At 71.1% G+C, this 239-nt stretch carries 1 pseudogene; it reads left to right on the top strand.

The features are described 5' to 3' along the window. Positions 1-239: pseudogene (locus D2V17_RS21150) on the top strand (chromosome segregation protein SMC); the annotation flags it as partial.

Genomic DNA, 239 nt, shown 5'->3' with positions numbered 1-239 from the left:
CCGCGCTTGCCGCACACGATCAGGCGCTGGCGGTGGGGCGCGAGCGGGTCTCGTCGCAGCGCGCCGACATGAAGAGCTGGCAAACCCGCGCGGGCGATGCGGCGCAGCGGCTCGCCGGGATGGAGGCGCGGTTCGAGGAAATCGCCGAGGAGCGCGCGATTGTTGCCGCCAAGCCTGCCGGTCTGATCCGCGAGATCGAAAGCGGCGAAGAGGTGCGCGAACGGCTTTCCGCCGAGCTG

The sequence above is a fragment of the Aurantiacibacter xanthus genome (genome assembly GCF_003584015.1).
Classification (GTDB): Bacteria; Pseudomonadota; Alphaproteobacteria; order Sphingomonadales; family Sphingomonadaceae; genus Alteraurantiacibacter; species Alteraurantiacibacter xanthus.
This window is presented reverse-complemented; position numbering and strand designations above follow the sequence as displayed.